This window comes from Lichenibacterium ramalinae (assembly GCF_004137085.1).
Taxonomy (GTDB): domain Bacteria; phylum Pseudomonadota; class Alphaproteobacteria; order Rhizobiales; family Beijerinckiaceae; genus Lichenihabitans; species Lichenihabitans ramalinae.
In genome coordinates, this window is sequence record NZ_QYBC01000018.1 from 35288 (window position 1) to 55236 (window position 19949).

General features: G+C 71.3%; 17 protein-coding genes. 15 read left to right on the forward strand and 2 right to left on the reverse strand.

Annotated features, from left to right (window positions below):
* The first annotated feature begins 30 nt into the window (after nucleotides 1-30).
* From D3272_RS19790 to D3272_RS28215, 10 genes are all read left to right on the forward strand, one after another.
* Nucleotides 31-522 (forward strand): DUF29 domain-containing protein, encoded by a 492-nt coding sequence (locus tag D3272_RS19790; RefSeq protein ID WP_129220946.1) that lies wholly within the window; start codon nucleotides 31-33, stop codon nucleotides 520-522.
* Complete coding sequence (locus D3272_RS19795; RefSeq protein ID WP_129220947.1) at nucleotides 519-935, forward strand: GNAT family N-acetyltransferase; 417 nt, start codon at nucleotides 519-521, stop codon at nucleotides 933-935. The genes D3272_RS19790 and D3272_RS19795 overlap by 4 nt, the downstream gene beginning before the upstream one ends.
* A complete protein-coding gene (cobT, locus tag D3272_RS19800; protein ID WP_129220948.1) occupies nucleotides 932-2851 on the forward strand; it encodes a cobaltochelatase subunit CobT in 1920 nt (639 codons plus the stop codon). Before D3272_RS19795 ends, cobT begins: the two co-directional genes overlap by 4 nt.
* Nucleotides 2852-2938: 87 nt before the next feature.
* Nucleotides 2939-3904 (forward strand): sensor histidine kinase, encoded by a 966-nt coding sequence (locus D3272_RS19805; protein ID WP_129220949.1) that lies wholly within the window; start codon nucleotides 2939-2941, stop codon nucleotides 3902-3904.
* Nucleotides 3905-4170: 266 nt separating this feature from the next.
* The gene (locus D3272_RS19810) at nucleotides 4171-4752 is read left to right on the forward strand and encodes a TadE/TadG family type IV pilus assembly protein (RefSeq protein WP_281010983.1); all 582 of its coding nucleotides are present in this window, start codon (nucleotides 4171-4173) and stop codon (nucleotides 4750-4752) included.
* Nucleotides 4753-4867: 115 nt separating this feature from the next.
* Nucleotides 4868-5473, forward strand: a complete 606-nt coding sequence (locus D3272_RS19815) for a TadE/TadG family type IV pilus assembly protein (RefSeq protein WP_165361429.1) — start codon at nucleotides 4868-4870, stop codon at nucleotides 5471-5473.
* A gap of 71 nt (nucleotides 5474-5544) precedes the next feature.
* Complete coding sequence (locus D3272_RS19820) at nucleotides 5545-6825, forward strand: pilus assembly protein TadG-related protein (RefSeq protein WP_165361430.1); 1281 nt, start codon at nucleotides 5545-5547, stop codon at nucleotides 6823-6825.
* A gap of 117 nt (nucleotides 6826-6942) precedes the next feature.
* Complete coding sequence (locus D3272_RS19825) at nucleotides 6943-8793, forward strand: ABC transporter ATP-binding protein (RefSeq protein ID WP_129220953.1); 1851 nt, start codon at nucleotides 6943-6945, stop codon at nucleotides 8791-8793.
* A gap of 122 nt (nucleotides 8794-8915) precedes the next feature.
* A complete protein-coding gene (locus tag D3272_RS19830; RefSeq protein WP_129220954.1) occupies nucleotides 8916-9641 on the forward strand; it encodes an SDR family oxidoreductase in 726 nt (241 codons plus the stop codon).
* A 179-nt stretch (nucleotides 9642-9820) separates the two neighbouring features.
* Nucleotides 9821-9955, forward strand: a complete 135-nt coding sequence (locus tag D3272_RS28215) for a hypothetical protein (RefSeq protein ID WP_281010984.1) — start codon at nucleotides 9821-9823, stop codon at nucleotides 9953-9955.
* 87 nt (nucleotides 9956-10042) lie between these two features.
* On the opposite strand, the gene D3272_RS19835 is transcribed toward D3272_RS28215, so the two are convergent.
* Entirely contained in the window at nucleotides 10043-10759 is a 717-nt protein-coding gene (locus D3272_RS19835; protein ID WP_129220955.1) for a FadR/GntR family transcriptional regulator, read from the reverse strand.
* A 273-nt stretch (nucleotides 10760-11032) separates the two neighbouring features.
* Here D3272_RS19835 and D3272_RS19840 point away from each other — a divergent pair, with 273 nt between their 5' ends.
* The 5 genes from D3272_RS19840 to D3272_RS19860 all read left to right on the forward strand — a co-directional run bounded on the left by D3272_RS19840 (nucleotide 11033) and on the right by D3272_RS19860 (nucleotide 16965).
* On the forward strand, nucleotides 11033-11968 hold the full coding sequence (locus D3272_RS19840; RefSeq protein ID WP_129220956.1) for a dihydrodipicolinate synthase family protein: 936 nt from the start codon (nucleotides 11033-11035) through the stop codon (nucleotides 11966-11968).
* A 244-nt stretch (nucleotides 11969-12212) separates the two neighbouring features.
* Entirely contained in the window at nucleotides 12213-13577 is a 1365-nt protein-coding gene (locus D3272_RS19845) for an MFS transporter (protein ID WP_129220957.1), read from the forward strand.
* A gap of 11 nt (nucleotides 13578-13588) precedes the next feature.
* The gene (gene araD, locus D3272_RS19850; RefSeq protein ID WP_207210261.1) at nucleotides 13589-15397 is read left to right on the forward strand and encodes an L-arabinonate dehydratase; all 1809 of its coding nucleotides are present in this window, start codon (nucleotides 13589-13591) and stop codon (nucleotides 15395-15397) included.
* Nucleotides 15398-15419: 22 nt separating this feature from the next.
* Nucleotides 15420-16133 carry a ribonuclease activity regulator RraA gene (locus D3272_RS19855; RefSeq protein WP_129221022.1) on the forward strand — a complete coding sequence of 238 codons (714 nt, stop codon included), beginning with the start codon at nucleotides 15420-15422 and terminating at the stop codon, nucleotides 16131-16133.
* A gap of 37 nt (nucleotides 16134-16170) precedes the next feature.
* The gene (locus D3272_RS19860; protein WP_129220958.1) at nucleotides 16171-16965 is read left to right on the forward strand and encodes an HpcH/HpaI aldolase family protein; all 795 of its coding nucleotides are present in this window, start codon (nucleotides 16171-16173) and stop codon (nucleotides 16963-16965) included.
* Between the two features lie 45 nt (nucleotides 16966-17010).
* Here the strand turns inward: D3272_RS19860 and D3272_RS19865 are convergent, their stop codons facing one another.
* Nucleotides 17011-19863, reverse strand: coding sequence for a response regulator (locus D3272_RS19865; protein WP_129220959.1), 2853 nt, complete (start codon nucleotides 19861-19863; stop codon nucleotides 17011-17013).
* Nucleotides 19864-19949 lie beyond the last annotated feature (86 nt).

Here is a 19949-nt window from a genome sequence, read left to right on the forward strand (position 1 = left end):
ACGGCGGCCACACCGGGAAGGAGACGAGCCATGCAGCACGCGACCTTCGTTGTGACCCATGACCGGGACGAGCGTCTGCCCAAGCCGCTCGCCCGCTATGAGGAGGATACCCACGCCTGGGCGCTGGAGCAGGCGGACCTCCTCAAGGCTGGACACTTCGCCGATCTCGACCTCATCAATCTGGCCGACGAGGTCGCCGACGTGGGACGCCGCGAGTACGACAAGCTGGAGAGCGATCTCGCGCGGGTGATCCAGCATCTGTTGAAATGGGATTGCCAGCCTGACCGCCGGAGCCGCAGCTGGGTCAACACGGTCGAGGAGCACCGCCGCAGGGTGGCGCGGCATCTCGATCAGAACCCGAGCCTGAAGGGTCGCCGGGACGAAGCGCTGTCCGAAGCTTTCCTGCGGGGCCGCGGCGATGCGTCGATCGAGACCGAACTGCCGATGGCGATCTTCCCCGTGGACGTTCCCTATACCTGGGATCAGGTGATGACCCGGCCCATCGCCTGGCCGGAGCCGTGACGGCCGCCATCCGCCTCGTGCCCGGACTCCGCGAGGCCGAGGCTCGGCACGCCATCATGGAGGCGCTGCGGGCCGATACGCGTGCCAAGCACGATGGCGGGCGCCGGCCCCTCACCTTCGTGCTGCGGCAGGACGGGGCCTTCGTCGGCGGCCTCGTCGGCCAGACCTTCATGGGCTGGCTCGCCGTCGACGGGCTCTGGGTCGCGGCCGAGCACCGCGGCCGGGGCCATGCCACAGCCCTCATGGCGCGCGCCGAGGACGAGGCCCGCGCCAGAGGTGCGACGGATTGCGTGCTCGACACGTTCTCCTTTCAGGCGCCGGACTTTTATCGCAAGCTCGGTTACCGCGACTTCGCCAGGCTCGACGGCTTCCCCGCCGGCCATCGCCGCCACTACATGACCAAGAGCCTATGAGCCCCCTTTCGAACCGCAAGCCCGGCACGCCCACGGAGGCTCCGCAAGAGCCATTCAAGCGGGCGGTCGCCTCCTGCATGCGCGCCATGTCACGCACTCCCGGGCTCGAAGTCTCCTACGCGCCCGACAAGCCCAGCGTCGTCGGCCACGGCGAGGGCGCCAAGGCGCGCCTGCCCGAGCCGGCCCGCAAGCTGAGCCCGCGCGAGGCCGCCATCGTGCGGGGCCACGCCGATTCCATGGCGCTCAAGCTCGCCTGCCACGATGCCGCCACCCACCGCCGGCTGCTTCCCGAGGCGCAGGCGGCCCGCTCGGTCTTCGAGGCGGTCGAGCAGGTGCGGGTCGAGTCCATCGGGGCGCGCCGCATGGACGGTGTCGGCGTCAACCTCGCCGCCATGCTGGAGGACCGCTACCACCGCGGCAACTATGCCGAGATCACCGACCGGGCCGACGCGCCCATCGAGGATGCCGTTGCCCTGATGGTGCGCGAGCGCCTCACCGGCCGGGCCCCGCCGCCGGCTGCCCAGACCATCGTCGACCTGTGGCGACCCTGGATCGAGGAGCGCGCCGGCGCCGATCTCGACCGGCTCGACACGATCCTCGAGGACCAGCGCGCCTTCGGCCGCTCCATCCACAAGCTGCTCCAGTCGCTCGACATGGCCGATCCCTCCGCCTTCGACCGGGAGGAGGACGACCAGGACGAGAACCAGGACCAGGCCGAGGACGATGCCGACCAGTCGGAAGGCGAGGGCCAGGAGTCCGAGACCGGCCAGACCCTCGAGATGGACACGGCCGAGTCGTCCGCCGAGGACATGGAGGAGGGCGCCATGGAGAGCCCCGACGCTCCCGCCGGCGAGACCCTCGAGGACCAGGACGACGGCGAGGCCGAGGAGGCTGCCGAGAGCCGCCGTCCCCAGGCTCCTCCCGGCGATGCGAAGGGCCCGGACTACAAGGCCTTCACGGTGAAGTTCGACGAGGTCGTGCCCGCCGAGCAACTCTGCGACGCCGAGGAACTGGAGCGGCTGCGCGCCTATCTCGACAAGCAGCTCAACAACCTGTCGAGCGTCGTGGCGCGCCTCGCCAACCGCCTGCAGCGCCGGCTGATGGCGCAGCAGAACCGCGCCTGGGAGTTCGACCTCGAGGAGGGCATGCTGGATCCGGCGCGCCTGTCCCGCGTGGTCATCGATCCCCAGCAGCCCCTGTCCTTCAAGCGCGAGAAGGACACCGACTTCCGCGACACCGTGGTGACGCTGCTGCTCGACAATTCCGGCTCGATGCGGGGACGCCCCATCACGGTGGCGGCGACCTGCGCCGACATCCTGGCGCGGACGCTGGAGCGCTGCGGCGTCAAGGTCGAGATCCTGGGTTTCACCACCAAGGCCTGGAAGGGCGGCCAGTCCCGCGAGGCGTGGCTGCAGTCCGGCAAGCCCGCTACGCCGGGCCGCCTCAACGACCTGCGCCACGTCATCTACAAGGCGGCCGACGCGCCCTGGCGGCGGGCGCGCCGCAACCTCGGCCTGATGATGCGCGAGGGCCTGCTGAAGGAGAACATCGACGGCGAGGCGCTGGATTGGGCCCACAAGCGCCTGCTCGGCCGTCCCGAACAGCGCAAGATCCTGATGATGATCTCGGACGGGGCCCCGGTCGACGACTCGACCCTCTCGGTCAATGCCGGCAATTACCTCGAAAAACACCTCCGCGCGACCATCGAGGAGATCGAGACGCGGTCTCCCGTGGAACTGATCGCCATCGGCATCGGCCATGACGTGACACGCTACTACCGGCGCGCCGTGACGATCGTCGACGCGGAAGAGCTCGGGGGGGCCATGACCGAGAAGCTGGCCGAACTCTTCTCCGAAACGGGACAAGGCCCGGCCCGAAGCTCCGGGTCTCGCCGTCGCGTGTCGGCGCCGGTCTGAGGGGAAGGGGGCCGCCGATGCAGGTCGCCGAACGGGATCGGACATCGGGGCCCGTTCCCGGCCTCCGGGAACCATGAGGAGGTCGCCGTGCCGCGTGCTGCCCAGTGCCTCGCGGGCCACTCTCCGCTGTTCTGGCGGGCCGACCCGTCGGGCAGATGGACGTGGTCCTGCCATGGTTGGTCGGCCTTCACGGGCCTGTCTGAGCCCGGCAGCCGCGGCCAGGGCTGGCTGGAGGCTGTCCACCCCGCCGACCGTGCAGCCGCTGCGGCGCCCTGGGTGGTCGGCGGCGCGAGCCTCGAACGGCCGCCCTTCCGCCTGAAGCACCGTGGTGGCGAGGACTACCGCGAGGTTCGCCCCTACGCCACCCATGCCCTCCATCCCGACGGCACGCTGCACGAATGGATCGGGACGTTGACGGTGCAGGCCCGCCCGCTCGGCGTCGGCCGGGGCTGCCTCGACGACGTGCAGCATTACATGCGCAACGCCCTCGCCGTGATCCGCTCGGTGGCGCGGCGAACGGCGCGGACCAGCGACACGGTCGAGCATTACGCCACCCATTTCGAGGGGCGGCTCGACGCCTTCGCCCGGGTCCAGGACGCGCTGATCCGCAGCGGCGACGACGGCGTCGACCTCGAAGGCATGATCCGCGAGGAACTCGTGGCGCATCGCGTCACCGATACCAGCGTCACCGTGGACGGCCCGCACCTGCGGCTGCGCGGGCGGGCAGCCGAGGCCGTGATGCTGGCCTTGCATGAACTCGTCATCAACGCCGTCAAGTTCGGCGCCCTGACGTCCGACCGGGGGGCGGTGTCGGTGGTCTGGACCATCGACCGCAGCGCCGACCCGCCGCGGCTGCTGTTCCGCTGGAGCGAGACGGGCGTGAGGGTGGCGGGCCCGGCCCCTCGACGCCGGGGGTTCGGCACCGACGTGATCGAACGGAGCCTGCCCTATGAGCTCGGCGCCGTGACCCGGCTCGACTTCCTGCCGGGCGAGGTCCGCTGCAGCATCGCGCTGCCGCTGCTGCCCGGGATCGTGGTGGGCGACGCCGCCTGACGGGCGCCGAGGCCGGGCCGCTCCCGGCGCGCCGGGCGCGGCACCGCCTCGGCGTGCGGAGCCGTGCGTGCCCTCGTGTGGATCAGGTCCGGCGGTCGCAAAACACCGCCGATATCGACGGCTTTGCAACCCTTGATTCATCGGTCGTCGCCTAGTGTGACGGGAGCCGCGAGCCCGACGTCCGTCCTCGTCGGGCCGCTGTAGGCCGGATCTCGCCGGGGCATCTGGCCCGTGGCGGGGGGCGGCCCGTCCTCGAGGGCATGTCGATGCGGTGCTGGTTCGCAACAGGTCGGCGTCTTGCCGGCGACCGCCGGGGCACGAGTGCCGTCGAGTTCAGTCTCGTGGCCTTGCCCTTGTTCATGCTGATCTTCGCCATCGCCGAGATGGGGCTCGACTCCTATTGCCGCTCCAGCCTCGACGTGGTGTCCCAACGTGTGGCCCGACAGATCGCCATCGGCGCCGTCCAGACCGACAACCTGGACGCCGACGGGTTCCGGGCCCTCGTCTGCGGTTATCTACCCTCGGTCCTCTCCTGTTCCAACCTCGTCTTCAGCGTGCAGACGGTGCCGTCGAGCTTCTACGGGCTCACGACCTCCTACAAAGCCTCCAACGGTCGTGTGCAATACGTCGTCACCCGGCCGTCTCTGGACCAGTCGCTGAACAAGTTCTGCCCCGGCGACAAGAACCAGTTCGTCGTCCTTGAACTCCTCTATGCCATGCCGGTCGTCACGGGCCTCTGGCTGACCAGCTCGGTCAGCTACAGGGGCGGCTCCGTTCGGGTCATCGGCGCATCGCAGGTGTTTCGAAACGAGTCGTTCCTGGCCGCCAACACAGCTGCGGGATGCTGAGGCGATGCAGCGCGCGATCCGCTCCGTCCCGGCCCGTCCACCGCTGCTTGCAGGCAGGGCTGTGCCCGGACGTGCCCTTGCGCGGTTCGCCCGCGGGGTCGGCGCGACATCGGCAGTGGAATTCGCGCTCGTGCTGCCCGTTCTGCTCGGTCTGATGATGGGCTCCGTGGAGATCTACCGGCTCGCCACGACCGGCAAGGAGGTGGTCGCCACCGCGAACGCCATCGGCGAGATGCTGTCGAGTTCGCAAAGCCCGCCGACGGCGGCGGACCTCCAGTTCATCTCGGACTCCGGCATGATCATCGATCCGGAGGTTCTCACCGATGCCCAGATGCAGGGCGTGGACTGGTGGTCGATCATGACGTCGAGCTTCACCAGCGTGGTCTTCAAGCCGACGGTCGCGGGCTGCACGGTCCGGTGCAAGTACGAGGCCCATGTGGCCTGGAGCGCGGGCGCGCGACGCCGGCCGTGTGGGACGCTCCGATCCGTCGCCGACGGATCGCCCTACAGCCCCACGACCCTGCCGCTGAGCCTGTTCAGCCCGGGTTCGACCATCGTGGTCGACAGCCAATATGCCTACAAGCCGTTGTTCGGAGACCGGATCGCGGGACCGCGCACGATCACCCGGTCCGCCTACTTCGCCCCCCGCTACATCGACCCGCTGACCCTGGGCGACCTTTCGGCGAACCCGTCCATCGCCATCGTATGCCCGGGGTTCTGACCATGCTGCATCGTCTTCGTCCGCGTTTCGCGCGACTCGTTCCAGCGGCGCCGCGACGTTTCGCCGGGGATGTGCGCGGCAACGTCGCCATCATCACGTGCCTGGCGCTTCTGCCGCTCATCGGCCTGACCGGGCTCGCCATCGACCATATCGTGCTGGCGACGGGCAAATCCCAGTTCGACCAGGCCGCCGACGCGGCCTCGCTCGGCGCCGTCAGGGCGACGGCGAAGGACATCCAGGCGGGCGTGTCGACCGCGCTCGCCCGAAGCCATGGCGAGCAGGTCGGCGCACAGATCTTCGCCGCCAATGCCGGCAATGCCGGCCAACAGCCGACGCCGACGCCCGTGATCTCCGTCGATGTCCCGGCGAACGGCAATGTCGTGACCGCCAAGGTCGGCTACAGCGCCACCGGCAGCCTCAGGTTCGGGCGCATCTTCGGGTCTCCGACCGCCGATGTCGCGGGCCAGTCGTCGGCTTCGATGTCCCTGCCGTCCTTCATCAATGTGTACCTGATGATCGATACGTCCGGGTCGATGTCGATCGGGGCCTCCTCGGACGACCAGGCGAGGCTGATCCAGACCACCGGCTGTGCCTTCGCGTGCCACGACGGCCAGCCTTTCGCGGGCTATGCCGATCAATACGCCTATGCCGAGGCCACCGGCGTGCACCTCCGCTACGACGTGATCAACAGCGGGATCCGCAAGTTCTTCGATACGGTGGATCGCGACGACCCGCAGCATCGCTACATCCGCTCGAGCATCTACAGTTTCGACAGCACCCTGCACAATCTGACCGGCAGCTCCACGCCGATCAGCGATACGGCGCGACTGCGCAACAACCTCCCCACGGCTCCGGCGACATCGGGCGACTATGCCGGCGCCACCCACTTCAACGAGTCGATCGGCAGCGTCATGGCCGACATCGGCGCCGGTGGCGACGGCCTGTCGGCGGGTCATCCGAAGAAGCTGCTGATCATCGCGACGGACGGCGTCCAGGACCCCAACCGGACCTGGACCGACGACCTTTCGCTCCGCCCGCAGGTCACCGTCATCGACACCAGCTTCTGCAACGTGTTGCGCGCCGCCAAGGTCAGCGTCGCCTTCATCCACACGGCCTACCTGCCGATGACCTTGGATTGGGGATATATGGCCACCCTCGGCCAACCCGTCACGGCGATCGTGGGGCCGTCCCCGACATCCGTCGCGGTGAGCCAGACCAGGGTCGATCTCATCAGGCCGGCTCTCCAGGCCTGCGCCGGCAAGCTCTACACTCCGGCCAACGACACGACGGCGCTCAACAACGCCTTCACCAACATCCTGCAGGCCTATATCGGGGTGCGCCTGACCTATTGAGCGTCGGACGCGCGGGCGCCAGCACCCGTTGTCCCACCCACCCGGGCCCCCGGACCCGTCCCGCCTCGGTCGCTCTGCCCCTTGCGTCCGCCCCGGCGACGCGGTCAAAGGTCGGGCATGGCCGCCTTCCAGCCCCTCGCGATGCTGCACGACCGGCTCGGCACGCTCGGCAGCCTGCCGCGCCTGCTGCGCCTCATCTGGCGGACCAGTCCGGGTCTGGCGCTCGCCACGGTCGCTCTGCGGCTCGCCCGCGCCCTGCTGCCCACGGCGGCACTCTACGTCGGCAAGCTCATCATCGACGCCGTCGTGTCCGAGGCGCGGCTGCCCCATCCCGGACCCGCCCTCGCCGACTGGATCGCGGCGGGGCGCCTGACCCACATCGCCCTGCTGGTCGGCACCGAGGCCGGGCTCGGCATCCTGTCGGACCTGCTCGGCCGGGCCAGCCAACTCGTCGGCGACCTGCTCGGCCAGCGCTACAGCGACGGCGCCAGCCTCGCCCTGATGCGCCATGCCGCGACGCTCGACCTCGAACAGTTCGAATCCGCCGACCAGCAGGACCGGCTCGACCGGGCCCGCCGCCAGGTGACGGGCCGCTCCTCCATCCTGCAGCTCGTGTTCGGCCAAGCGCAGGACCTCGTCACCGTGGCGGTGCTGGCGGCCGGCTTCGCCGCCTATGCGCCCTGGCTGCTGCTGCTGCTCGCCGCCGCGCTCGTGCCCGCCGCCTACGGCGAACTCCACTTCAACCGCGAGGGCTACCGGCTGAACTTCGGCCGGACGCCCGAGCGGCGCCAGGTCGACTACCTGCGCTACCTCGGCGCCAGCGTCGAGACCGCCAAGGAGGTGAAGCTCTTCGGGCTCGAGGGCTTCCTCGCCGGGCGCTTCGCGGCCCTGTCCGACCTCATGTACGGCGAGACGCGCCGGCTCGCGACGCGGCGGGCGCTGTGGGGCGGGCTCTTCGCCACGCTGAGCGCGCTCTCCTACTACGCCGGCTACGCCGTCATCCTGTGGCGCACGCTCGCCGGCGACGTCACCATCGGCGACCTCGGCTTCCTCGCCGGCTCGCTGCTGCGGCTGCGCTCGCTGCTGGAGGGGCTCCTGCTCGGCCTGTCGCAGCTGGCCTCCCAGGCCGCCTATCTCGACGACCTGTTCTCGTTCTTCGACATCGTGCCGGCGGTGCGCTCGCCCGCCCGGCCCGTGCCGTTCCCGGCGCCGATCCGCTCCGGCATCCGCTTCGAGGGGGTGGGCTTCCGCTACCCCGAGGCGGAACGCTGGGCGGTGCGGAACCTCGACCTCGAGATCCGCGCCGGGGAGGTCGTGGCGCTGGTGGGGGAGAACGGCGCCGGCAAGACCACGATCGTCAAGCTGCTGTCGCGCCTCTACGATCCCGTCGAAGGGCGCATCACGGTGGATGGGATCGATCTGCGCGCCTTCGCGCTCGACGACCTGCGCGGCCGCATCGCCCTCATCCTGCAGGACTTCGTGCGCTATTCCTTCACGGCGGCCGAGAACATCGAGGTGGGGCTCATCGCCGAGGCCGGCAATGCGCCGCGCGTCGCCGACGCCGCCGCCCGGGCGCTGGCCGACCGCGTGATCGCGCGCCTGCCGCAGGGCTACGGGCAGCCGCTCGGCCGCCGCTTCAAGGACGGCGTCGAGCTGTCGGGCGGCGAGTGGCAGAAGATGGCCATCGCCCGCGCCTACATGCGCGACGGCGCCGTGCTGGTGCTCGACGAGCCGACGGCGGCCCTCGACGCCCGGGCCGAATACGAGGTGTTCCGGCGTTTCCGCGACCTCAGCCGCGGGCGCACCTGCCTCATCATCTCGCACCGCTTCTCGACGGTGCGGATGGCGGACCGCATCCTGGTGCTGGAGGAGGGGCGCGTCGCCGAGCAGGGCAGCCACGCCGAACTCGTGGCGATGGGCGGGCGCTACGCGGCGCTCTTCGATCTCCAGGCCGCCGGGTACCGCTGATGCGCCTCCTCCGGCCCGGGCCGCGATGGGCATCGGCGCCCCGCCCCTGTATGCGTGGGGCTCCGGCGCGGTGCAATGGTGCCGCGCCGGGCCAGTGACCATCGGCAAACGGAAAACCAACCATGCTGGACGGCAAGACGGTCCTCATCACGGCGGCCGCGCAGGGTATCGGCCGCGCCTCGGTCGAGGCCTTCGCGGCGGCGGGCGCCCGCGTGGTCGCCACCGACATCAACGCGGACGGGCTCGCGGGCCTGGACGGGCTCGGCCGGGTCGAGGCCCACAGGCTCGACGTGCTCGACGGCGAGGCCGTGTCGGCGCTCGCCGCCCGCATCGGCGCCGTCGACGTCCTGTTCAACTGCGCCGGCGTGGTGCACGGCGGCAGCCTGCTCGAATGCAGCGACCGGGACCTCGACGTCGCCTTCGACCTCAACGTCAAGGCCATGGTGCGGACGATCCGGGCGGTGCTGCCCGGCATGTTGGAGCGCCGCGACGGCGCCATCGTCAACATGGCCTCGGTGGCCAGCAGCGTGAAGGGCGTGCCCAACCGCTTCGCCTACGGCGCCACCAAGGCGGCCGTCATCGGCCTCACCAAATCCGTGGCGGCCGACTACGTCGCGCAGGGCATCCGCTGCAACGCCATCTGCCCGGGGACGGTGGAGTCCCCCTCGCTGCAGGACCGGCTGCGCGCCCAGGGCGATTACGAGGCGGCCCGCGCCGCCTTCGTGGCGCGCCAGCCGATCGGTCGCATCGGCCAGCCGGCCGAGATCGCCGCCCTGGCCGTCTATCTCGCCGGCGCCACCTACACGACGGGCCAGATCCACGTCATCGACGGCGGCTGGACGATCTGACGGCACCGGTCGAGCGACGCCGGTCCCGGCGGGGTCCGCCCCGCCCCGCGCCGCCCCGACCATGCGCGGCATGCATGGCGTCGCTGCGGCGCGGGAAATTGCTGCGCTGCGATAAAACCCGCATTGTGCGTCGGACAGCGCGCCCGCCCGGGTTTCGCACCGACCCATGGGGATGAGCCTTGACGTCCTATTCGCTCGCCGCCGCGCGGCCCGGCCGGGCTCCCGCCCGCGCCGAAAGCTTCCTCGCCCGCGTGGTCCGCCTGTGGATCGCCCATCACCAGCGCATCGTCGCCTCCGGCGTTACCCTGTTCTGATGCTGCCCGCCCGCCGCGGCGGGCGAGGCGCGCGTCCATGGTCTGGCCCGTGTCGGCCGCAGCCCGACATGGGCCGGCGGCCCGGCGTCATTGGTCGCGCTGACCGTCCGTGAGCCGCTGGCGGGCGCGGTGGAGGTGGTAGCGCATGGTCAGGGTGGCGGCTTCGGCGTCGCCCTGGCGGATGGCCTCGGCGATGGCCTCGTGCTCGTCGAACACGCGCCGGGCCCGCTCCTGCGAGCCCGCCCGGGTGATGCCGAGCGCCACCCCCATCATCTCCTGGATGGTCTCGTTCAGCGTTTCCAGGATCTCGCCGAACAGCGGGTTGCCGCTCGCCGCCGCGACGGCGAGGTGGAAGGCGAAATCCGTGCGGGCCGGCACGCTGCCCCGCGCGAAGGCCGCCCGCAGCGCGTCGAGCGCCGCGAAGATGGCCTCCACCTCGGCCGGCGTCCGGCGCTGCGCGGCGAGGCCCGCCGCCTGGCTCTCGAGCCCGAGACGCACCTCGAAGCAGCGCAGCAACTCGGCGATGTCCGAAGCCTTGGCGAGCCGCGTCAGGTGTTCGGACGGGCGGTGCTGCACATAGGTGCCCGAGCCCTGCCGCGTCACGACGAGCCCGTCGGCGTGGAGGCGCATCAGGGCTTCCCGCACGGTGGGGCGCGACACCTGCGACGAACGGCAGATCTCGTTCTCCGACGGCAGCTTGTCGCCCGGCTTCAGCGCGCCCGCCGTGATCCGGTCGAGGATCTGCCCGTAGATGATGTCGCCGAGCCGCTCCTTGCGGCGCGGAACCGGCCGGAACTCGCTCACGGCCGACGGCGCCGAACGTCGCTACCGTCGGCGCGCCGCCGCGGCGTCCCGTCCTCCCGCCAGCCCCTTCGCCCGCACTCCTGCCCGTCCACCGCAAGCTCCACGCGCGCCGACCCCGCCCGAGTGCCGGTCCTCCGGCAGGATGACGGCCCTGCGACAGACCGTCAACCTGTCCGACGACTTGACAGGTTGCCGGTGCGGTGACACCGTCGTGGTCGTTCGGACGACGCGGCTCCCTCGAAGGCCGCGCCCCGCTCGCCGAAGGAGGGACCCATGCCGTCGCCGCATCCCGGCCTGCTCCAGGCCCTCACGGGCATATCGGGCATCCTGGTGACGCCCTTCGACCGGGACGACCGGCTCGCGCCCGACCGCCTCCGGCCGATCGTCGACCGGGCCGTCGCGGCCGGCGTCCACATCCTCACCGTCAACGGCAACACGGGCGAGTTCTACGGCCTCACCACGGCCGAGGCCGAGCGCATGGTGGCGGCGGCGGCCGAGATCGTCGACGGGCGCGTGCCGCTGGTGGCCGGGGTCGGGCGCGCGATCGGCGACGCCGTGGCGCTGGCCCGCGCTGCCCGGCAGGCCGGGGCCGCCGGCCTGATGGTGCACCAGCCGCCCGACCCCTTCGTGGCGCCGCGGGGCGTCGAGGCCTATGTGGCGCGGATCGCCGAGGCCGGCGACGGCCTGCCGCTCGTGCTCTACCTGCGCAACGACGCCATCGGGCTCGACGCCATCGCGCGGCTCTGCACCGTTCCGGGCGTGGTGGGCGTCAAGTGGGCCTCGCCCACGCCCCTGCGCCTCGCCGAGGCGATCCGCCGCTCCGACCCCGCCATCGTCTGGGTGGGCGGGCTGGCCGAAACCTGGGCGCCCCCGCTCTGCGCCGTCGGCGCGCGGGGCTTCACCTCGGGCCTCATCAACGTCTGGCCCGAGCGCTCCGTCGCCATTCACGCGGCCCTGGCGGCCGGCGATTACCCGGGCGCCAACGCGCTCATCGCCGGCATGCGGGCCTTCGAGGACCTCCGCGCCGAGGAAGGCAACGGCACCAACGTGACGGTGGTGAAGGCCGCCCTGGCCCTGCTGGGCCGGGACTGCGGGGCGGTGCGGCCGCCCGGCGCCTGGCCGCTGTCGGAACGCCAGGCGACGGCGCTGCGCGCCGCGCTCGAAGCCTGGGGCCTCGTCGGCCCCGCGCGGGCCGCCGCCGCGGCCTAAAGCAGGATCGGCTTTCTCCGAGTCGCCTTGGCGCCTCGAAGCCGATGAAACTGCTGTCGATTCGAAGCTGGAGCGAATTCGCCGAAGGCGAAAGTGCTCTGGCATCTGGGGACAGGCTCGGCGTCGAAAGCTGGCGCGGGTCGGCGACACGCCGCGGCTCGTCAGGGCGTCGATGACGCGACCATTCCGCCGGACGCGGCCCGCCAAGAGGCCGCCGGCGACCATGCTGTTGGGGAGGGACGGGATGTCGACGGCGACGGGGATGGCCGAACTGGCGATGGGCCGGGTTCGGTTCGGGATCGTGGCGATGCTTTGCGTCGTCACGGTCGTCAACTACGCCGACCGGGCGACGCTGTCCATCGCCGGTCCCGTCATGGCCAAGGACCTCGGCCTGACGCCCATCGGCATGGGCTACGTCTTCTCGGCCTTCGGCTGGTCCTACGTCATCGCCCAGATCCCGGGCGGCTGGCTGCTCGACCGCTTCGGCTCGAAGCGGGTCTATTTCGCCAGCATCTTCACATGGTCGCTCTTCACCCTGCTGCAGGGCGGCGTCTGGGTGTTCAGCGCCGTCACGGCGGTCTACGCGCTCTTCGCGCTGCGCTTCCTCGTCGGGGCCGCCGAGGCGCCCTCGTTCCCCGCCAACGGCCGCATCGTGGCGGCCTGGTTCCCGGCCGGCGAGCGCGGCACGGCCTCGGCCCTGTTCAACGCCGCCCAGTATTTCGCCACCGCGCTCTTCGCCCCCATCATGGGCTGGATCACCGTCACCTATGGCTGGCCGGCGGTCTTCGTCGTTATGGGCGTGCTCGGCATCGCGGTCAGTGCCGTCTGGCTCAAGGTCGTCCACAGCCCCGGCCACCACCCGCGCCTGGGGACGCTCGAGCGCGACTACATGCGCGAGGGCGGCGCGCTGGTGGACCTCGACGGGCCGGGCGCCCCCCCGCGCGGGCGCCGGGCGTCCACCTCCGGGGCGGACTTCGACGCCATGTTGGCCCTGCTGCGCGACCGCATGATGGTGGGCATCTTCGTCGGCCAGTTCTGCATCAACGCCATCACGTATTTCTTCATCACCTGGTTCCCCGTCTACCTGGTCCAGCAGCGGCACATGGGCATCCTCAACGCCGGCTTCGTGGCCGCCATCCCGGCGATCTGCGGCTTCGCCGGCGGCGTCGTGGGCGGCACCTGGTCGGATGCGCTGCTGCGGCGCGGGCACTCGCTGACCTTCGCCCGCAAGCTGCCGCTCGTGCTCGGCATGCTGGTGTCGATGTGCATGATCCTGTGCAACTACGTCGAGGCGCAGTGGCTCGTCGTCGCCATCATGGCGGTGTCGTTCTTCGGCAAGGGCATCGGGGCGCTCGGCTGGGCGGTCCTGTCCGACACGGCGCCGCGCGAGATCGCCGGCCTGTCGGGCGGGCTGTTCAACATGTGCGGCAACGTTTCGTCGATCACGACGCCGATCGTCATCGGCTACATCATCGGCATCACCGGCTCCTACGACGGCGCGCTCGTCTTCGTGGGGCTCAACGCCCTCGCGGCGGCGGTGAGCTACCTCGTGATCGTCAAGGACATCCACCGCCTCGAGCTGCACCGCCCGCAGCCGGCGGCCCATTGAGGGAGGCCCCCATGCCCGACAGCAAGCCCGACGCCCCGCTCGCCCCGCCGGAGCTCGAGCCCGGCGCCGTCCCGGCGGAACCGCTGCAGGTCCGCAAGCAGCCCTCGGAGCTGCGCTCGGCCCGCTGGTTCGGCCCGGCCGACCTGCGCTCCTTCGGCCACCGTTCCCGCGCCATGCAGATGGGCTACGCGCCCGAGGAATGGTCCGGCAAGCCCGTCATCGCCATCCTCAACACCTGGTCCGACCTGCAGCCCTGCCACATGCACTTCAAGCAGCGCGTGGATGACGTGAAGCGCGGCATCCTCATGGCCGGGGGCTTCCCGGTTGAGCTGCCGGCGCTGTCCATGTCGGAAAGCTACCTGAAGCCGACCTCCATGCTGTACCGGAACATGCTCGCCATGGAGGCCGAGGAGCTGCTGCGCTCGCACCCGATCGACGGCGCCGTGCTGATGGGCGGCTGCGACAAGTCCACGCCCGGGCTGCTGCTCGGCGCCACCTCCATGGACGTGCCGGCGATCTTCCTGCCCGCCGGCCCCATGCTGCGCGGCAACTGGCAGGGCAAGGTGCTGGGCTCGGGCTCGGACAGCTGGAAATACTGGGACGAACTCAGGGCCGGGAAGATCACCGACCAGGACTGGCTCGGCGTCGAGGGCGGCATCGCGCGCTCCTACGGCACCTGCATGACCATGGGCACGGCTTCCACCATGACGGCCATCGCCGAAGCTGTCGGCATGGTGCTGCCGGGCGGCTCCTCGATCCCGGCCGCCGATGCGGGGCACATCCGCCTCGCGTCCGAAAGCGGGCGGCGCATCGTCGACATGGTGTGGGAGGACCTGACGCCGAGGCGCATCCAGACGCGCGCGGCCTTCGGCAACGCCATCGCGGTCGCCATGGCGATGGGCTGCTCGTCCAACGCCATCATCCACCTCATCGCCATGGCGCGCCGCGCCGGCCACGACGTGGGCCTCGCCGATTTCGAACACCACAGCCGCCGCGTGCCCGTCATCGGCAACGTGCGGCCGTCGGGCGACAAGTACCTCATGGAGGACTTCTTCTACGCCGGCGGCATCCGGGCGCTGATGAACGAGATCCGCCAGCATCTCGACCTCGACTGCCTCACCGTCACGGGGCGCACGCTGGGCGAGAACATCGCGGGCGCCAAGGTCTACGACGCCGACGTGATCCGCCCGCTGTCGAAGCCCATCTACGGCGAGGGGTCGCTCGCGGTGCTGCACGGCAACCTCGCGCCCGACGGCTGCGTCATCAAGCCGGCCGCCATGGACCAGCGCTTCCTCAAGCATTCGGGTCCCGCCCTCGTCTTCGACGACTACCCGAGCCTCAAGAAGGCCATCGACGACGAGGATCTCGACGTCACGGCCGACAGCGTCCTGGTGCTGCGCAACGCCGGGCCGCAGGGCGGGCCCGGCATGCCGGAATGGGGCATGCTGCCCATGCCGAAGAAGCTGCTGAAGCAGGGCCACCGCGACATGCTGCGCCTGTCGGACGCCCGCATGTCGGGCACCAGCTACGGCGCCTGCGTGCTGCACGTGGCGCCGGAAAGCTACGTCGGCGGGCCGCTGGCGCTGCTGCGCACCGGCGACATCGTCACGCTCGACGTCGATGCCCGCTCGATCCGCATGGAGGTGTCGGACGCCGAACTGGCGGAGCGCCGCGCCGCCTGGGTGCCGCCGGCCCCGCGCTACGAGCGAGGCTACGGCTGGGCCTTCTCCCGGCACATCCAGCAGGCCGACCAGGGCTGCGACTTCGATTTCCTGCGCACCGAATTCGGCGCGCCGGTGCCCGAGCCGGCGATCTTCTGAGGAGCCCGCCATGGATCTCACCATGAACCCCGACACCCGCTCCAAGCTGAAGGGCGTCAGCACCGCCACGCTCGCCTCGGCGCTGTTCAAGCGCGGCCTGTTCAAGCAGATGGTTCAGGACGTGCGCCCGCTGAGCCTCCCGCGGGACGGCTCCATGGTGGGGCCGGCCTATACGCTGCGCTACATGCCGGCCCGCGAGGACCTGAACCCCATGACGGTGTTCCGCGACCCGTCCCATCCGCAGCGGCGCGCCGTCGAGGAATGCCCGCCCGGCGCCGTGCTGGTGATGGACAGCCGCAAGGACCCGCGCGCCGCCTCGGCCGGCGGCATCCTGATGACGCGGCTGACGGTGCGGGGCGTGGCCGGCGTCGTGACCGACGGCGGCTTCCGCGACACGGCCGAGATCGCCGCGCTCGCCATGCCGTCGTTCCACGCCCGCGCCTCGGCCCCCACCAACCTCACCCTGCACCAGGCCGTCGACCTGCAGGTGCCGATCGGCTGCGGCGACGCGCCGGTCTTTCCCGGCGACGTCATGGTGGGGGACGCCGATGGCGTCATCGTGGTGCCGGCCGGCATCGCCGATGCCATCGCCGACGAGGCCGTCGAGATGACGGCCTACGAGGATTTCGTCATGGAGCGGGTGCGCGCCGGCGCCCGGACGGTCGGCCTCTACCCGCCGACCGACGAGAGCAACCTCGCGGCCTTCGCCGACTGGCGCGCCCGCCACGGCCGCTGATACGCCACATTTGACCCCGCCCGACACGGAACCCGCCATGGAACCGCAAAGCCTGAAGGCCCTCTGGACGGAGGGACGGGCCGCCCTCAACGGATGGCTGTCGATCGGCGACGCCTTCGCGGCCGAGATCGTGGCGAGGGGCGGCTACGACTCGGTCACGATCGATCTGCAGCACGGCATGATCGACGACGGCGACGCGCTCGCCATGATCCAGGCGCTGCGGGCGAGCGGCGCCGCGCCGCTGGTGCGGGTGCCCTGGCTGGCGCCCGCGCCGATCATGAGGGCGCTCGACATGGGCGCGGTGGGCGTCGTCTGCCCCATGGTCGAGACGGCCGCTCAGGCGGCGGAACTCGTGTCCTACGTCCGCTACCCGCCGGCCGGCACCCGCAGCTTCGGGCCGACCCGGGCCGCAATCGTCGAAGGCGCCGGCTACGGCGAGACGGCCGACGCGCGGGTGATCTGCTTCGCCATGATCGAGACGGCCCGGGGCTTCGGCGAGGTCGACGCCATCGCGGCGACGCCGGGGCTCGACGGTCTCTACATCGGGCCGGCGGACCTGACCCTCGCCCTCACGGGCCGGCGCTTCCGCACCGGTTTCGACCGGGAAGAGCCCGAGATGCTGGATGCGATCCGGACGATCCTGGGCGCCGCCAAGCGGGCCGGCATCCGGGCGGCGCTCCATTGCGGCAGCCCCGCCTATGCCGCCCGGGCGATCGGCTGGGGCTTCGACCTCGTGACGCTGCCGAACGACGTCCGCATCCTGGCCCGCGGCGCCGCCGCCGATGTGGCGGCGGTGCGGGCTGCGCTGGCGTCGCCCGGTCCCGCCGCCTGACCCGCCGGGCCGCGGCACGGCGGCCCCGTCCAGGGCTCGCCGCCGTCAGGATTTGGCGAGCCCCTGCAGGCGGTCCACCACGGACCGCAGGCTGAGGTCGCCCTTGTTGAGGATCTGGTCGGCGCCGCGCAGCAGGCGCCGGTCTTCGCGCGTCAGGTCCCGCGCCGTCAGCACCACGACCGGGATGTCGCCGCAGCCCGGCAGGGTGCGCAGCTCCTTCAGGAAGTCGAAGCCGTCCATCACCGGCATGTTGAGGTCGAGCAGCACGACCTCGGGCCGCTGCTCGGCGACGCGCAGCAGCGCGTCGCGGCCGTTCTCGGCTTCCCGCACGTCCCAGCCGTCCGCCGCCAGCATGGTGCGGATGTTGGTGCGCGCCGCCTCGTTGTCCTCGACCAGCAGGATGCCGCCTTCCGGGGTCCGGAACCGGTCCATCACCTGGCTGAACCGGTCCCAGCGGACGGGCTTGATCATGTAGTCGGCGGCCCCGAGCGAGGCGGCGAGGTTGCGCTGGTCGACGGACGTCACCATGACGACCGGCACGGCGGCGAGGTCCGGGTCGGCCTTGAGCTCGCTCAGCACCGACCACCCGTCGACGCCCGGCATCATGACGTCGAGCAGGATGGCGCGGGGGTGGAGCGAGCGGGCGAGGGCGAGGCCCTTGCGGCCGTCGCCCGCCACCTGGACGCCGAAGCCCTCGCGGGTGAGGAACCGGGTGAGGAGGTCGCGCTGGTCGGCGTCGTCGTCGATCACCAGGATGAGGTCGCGGTCGCCCTCGCCCGGGGCGCCCTCGGCCTCGACCTCCGGCCCGTCCTCGGTCGCCGCCACATAGCTGTCCGGAAGCCGCACCGAGAAGGTGCTGCCCTGGCCTTCCGTGCTCTCGACCGAGACGTCGCCGCCCAGCATGTCGGCGAAGGCCCGGGTCAGCGACAGGCCGAGGCCCGTGCCGCCGAACCGGCGGGTGGTGGATTCGTCGGCCTGTTGGAAGCGCTGGAACAGCTTTTCGCGCTGGTCGGGCGTCATGCCGATGCCGGTGTCGGAGACCTGGAAGACGACGCGGCCGGCACCCTCCTCGCGGGCGACCGACAGCGTGACGACGCCGTTCTCGGTGAACTTGGCGGCGTTGCCGAGCAGGTTTAGCAGGATCTGGCGCACCTTGGTCAGGTCGGACGTCATGGAGCCGAGGTCGGGCGCCAGGGCCAGCGCCAGCCGGTTGTTCTTCTTGCCGACGAGGGTCCCGACGGTTTCGGCGACCTCGCCCACCGCCGCCGCGATGTCGAAGGTTTCCGCATAGACCTCCATCTTGCCGCTCTCGACCTTGCTGAGGTCGAGCACGTCGTTGATGAGGCCGAGCAGGTGGCGGGCGTTGCCCTCCACCTTGCGCATGTCGGGCACGAGGGTGCCGGCGTCGCCCCCGTCCTCCATCTCCTCCAGCATCATCTCGCTGTAGCCGATGATGGCCGACAGCGGCGTGCGCAACTCGTGGCTCATGTTGGCGATGAAGGTGGATTTGGCGAGGTTCGCCTCCTCGGCGGCGTCCTTGGCCGCCAGCACGTCGAACTCGGCCCGCTTCTGGTCGTCGATGTCGGTGTTGGCGCAGACCCACTGCAGGATGGCGCCCTCCTTGTCGCGGAGCGGCACCGCACGGGCGATGTGCCAGCGGTGGCTTCCGTCGGCGCGGCGCAGGCGGAACTCCGCCTCGTAGACCGTGCCGGCGGCCCGGGCGGCTTCCCAGCGGGCGACGGCCTCGGGCCGGTCGTCGGGATGCACGAGGCCGGCCCAGAGCTCGCCGTCGAGCGCGCCCGGCGCCAGCCCCGCATAGGCGTAGCTGCGCTCGTTGCACCAATCGAGCGTGCCGTCCGGACGGAAGGTCCACACCTGGTTGGGCAGGGCCTGGGCCAGCATGCTGAACTGCGCCTCGCTGTCGCGCACCGCCGCCTGGGCCTGGGCGCGTTCCACGGCGTCGAAGACGCGCGCCGCCACCCCCTCGATGAGCGCGACGTCGCCCTCGATCCAGTCCCGGGGGTGGCGCTGGTTGACGTAGAGCATGGCGGTCAGCCGGCCCTGCCGCACCAGCGGCACCGAAACGTAGGCGCGCGTCTCGATGCCGGCCCAGGCCGCCGCGTCGTAGAGCGGCTCGGCCGCGACATCCGCGCTGAGGCTGGTCTCGCCCCGTCGCTGCCGGTCGGCCGCGTCCGCCCCGAAGGCGTCGATCCGCACCGCGCCGCTGTTGGGCGCGACGCCCTCCTCGTAGCCCGATACCAACAGCACGGTCCGGCCGTCGGGCTGCATCTCGCCGTAGCCGACGCGGTTGGCGCCGAGGTGCCGCCCGAGGGCGCGGACCGCCGTCCCGACGATCTCGTGGGGGTCGGACAGGTCGCGCAGCTGCTCCTCGAGGTCGAGCCGGAAGGCCTGCCGCCGCTCGGCCAGCACCTGGGCGGTCGTTTCGGAGCAGGGGCACAGGAGGCCGGCCACCTGCCCGTCGGCGTCGCGCACGGGCGTGTAGGAGAAGGCGAAATGCGCCTCGCACATCGCCCCGTCCCGGTCGACCATCAGGGTGATGTCGTCCATGTGGACGGGCTCGCCGGCGAAGACCTGGTCGACCAGCGGGGCGAGGTCCTGCCGCACCTCGGCCCACACGTCGAGGAAGGGGGCGCCCAGGGCGGCGGGATGCTTGAAGCCGAGCAACACGCGATAGCTGTCGTTGTACAGCATGGTGAGGTCGGGACCCCAGGCGACATACATGGGCTGCTTGGCCGCCAGCGTGACGTCGACCAGCGCCTTGAGGGCCGGCGACCAGCCCGACGGGGGCCCGAGTGCACTGCCGCTCCAGTCGAAGGCGCGCATGCGGTCGCCCATCTCTCCCCCGCCGTGGAACACGGGCCGGCTTGACTGGTTCAAAGCACACTCCCTGTGGCTCCACGCCACGATCCCGGTCCGGCGGAGCGCGAGGCTCCACCGGGTCTAGGACGGAAGCGTCGACGGCC

Coding starts and splice junctions, on each gene's coding strand:
- cobT (WP_129220948.1), top strand. CDS start 932: ATGAGCCCCCTTTCGAACCGCAAGCCCGGCACGCCCACGGAGGCTCCG.
- araD (WP_207210261.1), top strand. CDS start 13,589: ATGCCCGACAGCAAGCCCGACGCCCCGCTCGCCCCGCCGGAGCTCGAG.
- D3272_RS19855 (WP_129221022.1), top strand. CDS start 15,420: ATGAACCCCGACACCCGCTCCAAGCTGAAGGGCGTCAGCACCGCCACG.
- D3272_RS19830 (WP_129220954.1), top strand. CDS start 8,916: ATGCTGGACGGCAAGACGGTCCTCATCACGGCGGCCGCGCAGGGTATC.
- D3272_RS19860 (WP_129220958.1), top strand. CDS start 16,171: ATGGAACCGCAAAGCCTGAAGGCCCTCTGGACGGAGGGACGGGCCGCC.
- D3272_RS19810 (WP_281010983.1), top strand. CDS start 4,171: ATGCGGTGCTGGTTCGCAACAGGTCGGCGTCTTGCCGGCGACCGCCGG.
- D3272_RS19790 (WP_129220946.1), top strand. CDS start 31: ATGCAGCACGCGACCTTCGTTGTGACCCATGACCGGGACGAGCGTCTG.
- D3272_RS19845 (WP_129220957.1), top strand. CDS start 12,213: ATGTCGACGGCGACGGGGATGGCCGAACTGGCGATGGGCCGGGTTCGG.
- D3272_RS19840 (WP_129220956.1), top strand. CDS start 11,033: ATGCCGTCGCCGCATCCCGGCCTGCTCCAGGCCCTCACGGGCATATCG.
- D3272_RS19825 (WP_129220953.1), top strand. CDS start 6,943: ATGGCCGCCTTCCAGCCCCTCGCGATGCTGCACGACCGGCTCGGCACG.